This is a genomic window from Neptuniibacter sp. UBA6509 (assembly GCA_002435145.1).
GTDB lineage: Bacteria > Pseudomonadota > Gammaproteobacteria > Pseudomonadales > Balneatricaceae > Neptuniibacter.
On sequence record DJLT01000116.1, the window covers coordinates 21,498 to 28,442 of the forward strand.

Consider the following 6,945-nt stretch of genomic DNA (forward strand, 5'->3'; position numbering starts at 1 on the left):
TTATTTACCGATCCAATTAGTCTTCACAAGGAATGTATTCTTCAATCTCAAGATCAAAACCTGAGATTGCATTAAATTTCATAGGTGAGCTCAGTAGATTCATTTTACTGACACCCAGATCACGCAATATTTGAGAGCCCGTACCTACCGTTAAGTAAGCTCCAGAAGCACTCACATTTACTTTAGATTTTTGGCGGCCATTAAGCATCAGATCGACTGAATCGCTCATATCGATACGCTCGCCAGTATCTAATAGTAATACGACGCCCTGACCCTCTTTTGCGACGCGCGCTAACGCTTTACGCATGGTCCACTTTGGCTCTTCGCCTGGCGCTACTGCACCGACAACATCACGTAACACTTCATTACGGTTATGTACACGCACGAAGGTTGCCTGATCTGCTTTGATGTCACCCAGAGTCATCGCAATATGCGTACAGTTCTGGATCTCATCACGATAAGTAATATAGTTGAAATCGCCGTACTCAGTTGCCATTACGCCCGTATCATCACGCGTCACTGTATGCTCATTAGCCGTACGGTAATGAATCAAATCAGCAATCGTTCCGATCTTAAGGTCATGCTTCTGCGCAAACTCTTCAAGATCAGGACGACGTGCCATTGTGCCATCGTCATTCATGATCTCAACAATCGCCGCTGCTGGCGTAAAACCTGCCATACGCGCCAAATCACAACCAGCTTCAGTATGACCCGCACGACTAAGTACACCACCCGGCTGAGCCATCAATGGAAAAATATGACCCGGCTGCACAATATCTTCAGCTTTAGCATCCGCTTTAACCGCTGTTCTTACCGTATGTGCGCGATCTGCTGCAGATATACCGGTTGTTACACCTTCTGCCGCTTCAATTGACATCGTAAAGTTAGTAGAGAACTGCGCGCCATTGCTTTGTACCATCAATGGCAGATTAAGCTGTTCACAACGCTCTCTTGTTAACGTTAAACAGATAAGACCACGCGCATGGGTTGCCATAAAGTTAATATCATCAGCACGCACCATCTCTGCAGCGATAACAAGATCACCTTCATTCTCGCGATCTTCATCATCCATCAAGATAACCATCTTACCTTGGCGGATATCTTCCAATAATTCTTCGGGTGTATTCAGATTCATTACGCTCTTACCATCGTTAGCGGTTAAAACCGCAGGCAATCAGTGTATCCATTGTCAGACCCTGATCACTCTGTTCATTATTAGTTTCTTCTTTATGGCCGATCAGACGTTCCAAGTAACGCGCAATAATATCCACCTCTAAGTGAACCTTACGCCCTGGAACATAATCGGTCATTATTGTCTCTTGTGCTGTATGTGGCACAATATTAAGCTCAAAACACTCACCGTCAATCGCATTAAGCGTCAAGCTAATACCATCAACCGTCACAGACCCTTTTGTCGCAAGGTATCTTTGTATATTAGCAGGTGCCTTCACACTAAAACGAATTGAGCGCGCATCTTCCTTACGCTCAACGATCTCGCCCAGACCATCAACATGCCCTGTGACGATATGTCCACCTAAACGACTTGTCGGCATTAAGGCTTTTTCCAGATTAACTTTTTCACCCACAGTAAGCGTATGAAAACGCGTATGTGCCAGTGTTTCCCGTGAGACATCAGCAATAAAGCCATCACCCGGCAACTCAACAGCGGTTAGGCAAACACCATTAGTCGCAATACTGTCACCGAGTTTAACATCACTTAAATCGAGCGAGCCGGTACGGACATACAAACGCATATCACCCGACTGTTCCTCTATTGCGGCAATAGAGCCTACCGCTTCAATAATTCCGGTAAACATCTACTTATCTCCATAAACAGGCTGCAATACCAGTTTCAGATCGCGCCCTAACATACAGCTATCGATCTGCCTTAATTCAACCTGCTCTGACATTTTAGACAATGGAAGTGTAAATACAGGTCTTGCATCACTTCCGAGCAATTTCATCGCCATATAAAGCTGAATCTCATCCGCCAGCCCCTGCTTAATAAATTCACCCGCCAGTGTCGCCCCTGTTTCAACCAGTAGCTCATTACACTGCTCTTCATCGGCTAACCATTTGAGTAACGCTCGCAGAGATACCCGCTCCTCTTCGCTAGGCAGCACGATAATGTGTGCTCCCCCACTCTCTAACTTTTCTTTTTTCAGACGATCATCTGAACAGGTCGCTATCAACGTGCGGCCTGGCTGTTTCAGTATTTTGGCATCCACGGGCATTCGCAAAGACGAATCCAGAACAACCCGCAGTGGCTGCTGCTTAACAATATCTGACGCATTCGGTAGATCTAACTCGGCTTCGCGAACAGTCAGAGATGAGTCGTCTAACAAAATAGATTCGATACCGGTCACGATCGCAGAACTCTGCGCTCTTAGCTTTTGTACATCACCACGCGCATCGGGGCCTGTAATCCACTGAGATTCCCCAGATGCCATCGCCGTTCTTCCATCAAGGCTAGACGCCATCTTAATTCGTACTTGCGGCAACCCGGTTTCCATTCGTTTGATAAAACCAGGGTTTAACGCTTTCGCTTCGGTTTCTAACAAGCCTGCACTCGTTTCGATCCCTTGGGCTCGCAGCATCTCTAACCCACGGCCAGCAACTTGAGGATTAGGATCAACCATTGCAGCGATAACTTTAATCACTCCAGCATCAATCAAACCCACTGCACAGGGCGGTGTACGTCCAAAATGACTACAAGGCTCTAATGTGACATACGCTGTTGCCCCTTTAGCGTTCTCTCCAGCTTGAGCAAGCGCATTAACTTCAGCATGCCCTTCACCTGCGCGCAAATGATAGCCTTCGCCTACGATCCGACCCTCTTTTACCAGAACACATCCAACCCTTGGGTTCGGGTGCGTGGTATACAGACCTTTAGCCGCCAACTGCAATGCTCGTGACATATAGCCACGGTCTGCATCGGACCATTGAGTACCGAGCGCCACTTACTTCCCACCCTCAAGGTTATTGGGTTTGGAAAGTCGCTCGATCTCTTCTTTAAATTCATTTATATCTTGGAAACTACGATAAACCGAAGCGAATCTAACATACGCAACTTCATCTAACTTGCGCAGTTCAGACATAACTTCTTCACCAATTTGTCGAGAAGGCAGCTCACGCTCTCCAGTCGCACGTAAACGATGTTTTATGCGGCTGATAGAGGCTTCAACTTCTTCAATAGATACGGGGCGTTTCTCTAGTGCACGGTGGATACCTGCACGCAGTTTATCGTCATCGAAAGGCTGTCTAGAGCCGTCAGCCTTGATTAGGCGAGGCATTAATAGTTCGGCAGCTTCATAGGTAGTAAAACGTTCATTACAATTTACGCATTCACGACGACGACGCACCTGCTGACCTTCGGCCACCAGACGGGAGTCGACTACTTTGGTTTCATTGGCATTACAAAATGGACAATGCATCAACTTTTCCTGCGTAAAGAGCGAGAGGGTTAGCCTTAATTGAAAAAGGCCCCCTTAGATAACTTCTCTCACGTTGAGAAGCCACTAATAATAAGTATTTTCTTATTCTCTAAAAGCAACAATTCTAAGAATAAAAAGGGGCTGTCAGTGACAGCCCCGCGATTGTACATTTTTCCGGCTATAAGTTATAGCCGTTGACCTGTATTACTTGTATACAGGGAAACGTGCACAGATCTCTGTAACTTGTGATTTAACACGCGCGATAACATCTTCATTATTGATGTCGTCTAGAATGTCGCAAATCCAGTTAGTCAATTCAGTCACTTCTGCTTCTTTAAAACCACGACGCGTAACAGCTGGCGTACCAATACGTAGACCTGAAGTTACAAACGGAGAGCGCGGATCATTTGGCACAGAGTTTTTGTTTACAGTTATGTTCGCACGACCTAGGGCAGCATCAGCATCTTTACCTGTGAACTCTTTGTCGATCATATCCACTAGGAATAGGTGATCATCTGTACCTTCAGAAACGATTTTAATACCACGTTTCATGAATGTTTCAGCCATTGCTTGCGCATTCTTAACAACTTGAGCCTGATACGCTTTCCATTCAGGATCCATTGCTTCTTTGAAGCACACCGCTTTACCTGCGATTACATGCATCAAAGGGCCGCCCTGAGACTCAGGGAATACAGCAAAGTTAAGCTTTTTCTGTAGATCTTCATCAGCATTTGCAGACAAGATCAGACCACCACGAGGACCACCTAAGGTTTTATGCGTTGTTGTCGTAACAACATCAGCGATACCGATTGGTGATGGGTAAACGCCTGCAGCTACAAGACCTGCAACGTGCGCCATATCAACAAAAAGGGAAGCGCCCACTTTGTCAGCGATATCGCGGAATTTCTGCCAATCAACAACACGAGAGTATGCAGAGAAACCCGCAACAATCATGGTTGGTTTGTGTTCTTCAGCTAAACGCTCAACTTCAGCGTAATCGATCTCACCTGTTTCTGGGTTCAATCCATACTGAACAGCATTGTAGATACGACCAGAGAAAGAAACTGAAGCGCCGTGAGTTAGGTGGCCACCATGTGCCAAGCTCATGCCTAGAATCGTATCGCCTGGCTTACAAAGCGCCATGTATACAGCAGCATTAGCCTGAGAACCTGAGTGAGGCTGCACGTTTGCGTATGTAGCGCCAAACAATTCTTTAGCACGATCAATCGCTAACTGCTCAACAACATCAACGTGTTCACAACCGCCGTAATAACGTTTGTTAGGATAACCTTCAGCATATTTGTTAGTCAGCGCAGAACCCTGAGCTTCCATTACGCGAGGGCTTGTATAGTTTTCAGACGCGATCAGTTCAATGTGCTCTTCCTGACGCACAGTTTCTGCCTGCATAGCAGACCATAGGTCCGCGTCGAAATCAGCGATAGTCATATCTTTGCTAAACATTGGGTTTTCTGTCCCCTAAATACAATGTGGGCTCTGTTCAACTGAAAAGACAACGGTAATACCGCTGATGCATTAGCAGTTAAGAACAAATAGAGAGTTGGGAAAGGCGCTATTATAGCGAAACATTTGCGGGGTTACACTTGAAACAGCCTCAAAACCACTTCAATTATGCTCAACTTGCCCACGGAACAATCTGAAATGGGAAATATTCAGGCTTTTAGATAATCATTCCCTTTTAAAATAGCCTTCGACTGCCTGTTTCAGCTAAAATCGCGTTATTAATTTATGAAACAATAGACAGGTTACTGCATGGCTCAGTTCGTTTATTCAATGAACCGCGTTGGCAAGATTGTTCCGCCAAAACGCGAGATTCTGAAAGATATCTCACTTTCATTCTTCCCCGGTGCAAAAATAGGCGTATTAGGTCTGAACGGCTCTGGTAAATCTACCCTTTTAAAGATCATGGCCGGCCTTGATACAGAGATTCTAGGTGAAGCTACACCTATGCCTGGTTTGAACATTGGCTACCTTCCTCAAGAACCTGAACTGGATGAGACAAAAACAGTTCGCGAAATCGTTGAAGAGTCTGTTTCTGATGTTAAAGAAGCTCTTGATGGCCTAGAAGCCGTTTACGCAGCTTATGCAGAGCCGGATGCTGATTTTGATGAGCTAGCAAAGCAACAAGCTAAATTCGAAGATCTGATCCAAGCTAAAGATGGCCACAACCTTGAAACAGCGCTTGAACGTGCAGCCGATGCAATGCGTCTGCCGGAATGGGATGCTGAAGTAAAACACTTATCAGGTGGTGAGCGCCGTCGTGTTGCTCTATGCCGTCTACTATTAGACAAGCCTGACATGCTGCTACTTGATGAGCCCACCAACCATCTGGATGCAGAGTCTGTTGCTTGGATTGAACGCTTTCTGCAAGAGTACCCAGGTACCGTAGTAGCGATTACCCATGACCGTTATTTCCTTGATAACGCTGCGGGCTGGATCTTAGAACTAGACCGTGGACGCGGCATTCCATACGAAGGCAACTACTCCTCTTGGCTTGAACAGAAAGAGCAGCGCCTAGAGCAAGAAGCGAAACAGGAAGCAGCTCATCAAAAAGCCGTTTCTTCGGAGCTTGAATGGGTGCGCCAGGGCCAGAAAGGACGTCAGTCTAAATCAAAGGCACGTCTAAAACAGTTCGAAGAGATGAACTCTAAAGAATTCCAGACGCGTAACGAAACTCAAGAGATCTACATTCCACCTGGACCTCGCTTGGGTGACAAAGTTATCGATGCCGTTAACATCTCTAAAGCTTACGGCGACAAGGTTCTATTTGAAGACTTAAGCTTCTCCATCCCACAAGGCGCTATTGTCGGTATTATCGGTGGTAACGGTGCGGGTAAATCTACCCTGTTCAAAATGATCAGCGGTGAAGAGACACCTGATAGCGGTGAGATTGAAATTGGCTCCAGCGTAGAACTTGCTTACGTTAACCAGTCTCGCGATCTAAACGGCGACAAAACAGTTTTTGAAGAGCTATCTGACGGTCAAGACATTATCACCGTAGGTAACTATCAAACACCATCGCGCTCATACTGTGGTCGTTTCAACTTTAAAGGCGGCGATCAACAGAAGTTTGTTAAGGACCTTTCCGGTGGTGAGCGAAACCGCTTACACATGGCTAAGCTACTTAAAGAGGGCGGCAACGTACTTCTTCTCGATGAGCCTACCAACGACCTGGATATCGAAACGCTACGTGCGCTAGAGGAAGCGATTCTTGCCTTCCCAGGCTGTGCGGTTGTTATCTCCCATGACCGTTGGTTCCTAGACCGTATCTGTACTCATATGCTTGCTTATGAAGGTGACTCTAAAGTTGAATTCTTCGAAGGCAACTACACTGAATATCAAGCAGATTACAAGAAACGTTTTGGTAAAGAGCACCAACCTGAGCGTATTAAATATAAGCGTATGGTTGATCTAGGCTAAGCGAAAGCATTGCACAAAAAAGCCGATACATTTGAGTTAGATCTCATATGTATCGGCTTTTTTATTTCACATT

6 protein-coding genes are annotated in these 6,945 nt (G+C 45.9%); 1 reads left to right on the plus strand and 5 read right to left on the minus strand.

Annotated features, from left to right (window positions below; translation table 11 throughout):
- Positions 1–16: 16 nt before the first annotated feature.
- From ribBA to glyA, 5 genes are all read right to left on the minus strand, one after another.
- Entirely contained in the window at positions 17–1,135 is a 1,119-nt protein-coding gene (ribBA, locus tag B4K11_RS15380; RefSeq protein WP_292957218.1) for a bifunctional 3,4-dihydroxy-2-butanone-4-phosphate synthase/GTP cyclohydrolase II, read from the minus strand.
- Positions 1,136–1,151: 16 nt separating this feature from the next.
- Positions 1,152–1,817, minus strand: coding sequence for a riboflavin synthase (locus tag B4K11_RS15385; protein WP_292957215.1), 666 nt, complete (start codon positions 1,815–1,817; stop codon positions 1,152–1,154).
- On the minus strand, positions 1,818–2,918 hold the full coding sequence (ribD, locus tag B4K11_RS15390; protein WP_292957291.1) for a bifunctional diaminohydroxyphosphoribosylaminopyrimidine deaminase/5-amino-6-(5-phosphoribosylamino)uracil reductase RibD: 1,101 nt from the start codon (positions 2,916–2,918) through the stop codon (positions 1,818–1,820).
- A 42-nt stretch (positions 2,919–2,960) separates the two neighbouring features.
- Entirely contained in the window at positions 2,961–3,434 is a 474-nt protein-coding gene (nrdR, locus tag B4K11_RS15395) for a transcriptional regulator NrdR (protein WP_292959454.1), read from the minus strand.
- Between the two features lie 204 nt (positions 3,435–3,638).
- Entirely contained in the window at positions 3,639–4,895 is a 1,257-nt protein-coding gene (gene glyA, locus B4K11_RS15400) for a serine hydroxymethyltransferase (protein WP_292955876.1), read from the minus strand.
- 309 nt (positions 4,896–5,204) lie between these two features.
- On the opposite strand from glyA, the gene ettA reads away from it, so the two are divergent.
- Positions 5,205–6,872, plus strand: a complete 1,668-nt coding sequence (gene ettA, locus B4K11_RS15405; protein WP_292955874.1) for an energy-dependent translational throttle protein EttA — start codon at positions 5,205–5,207, stop codon at positions 6,870–6,872.
- The last annotated feature ends 73 nt before the right edge of the window (positions 6,873–6,945 follow it).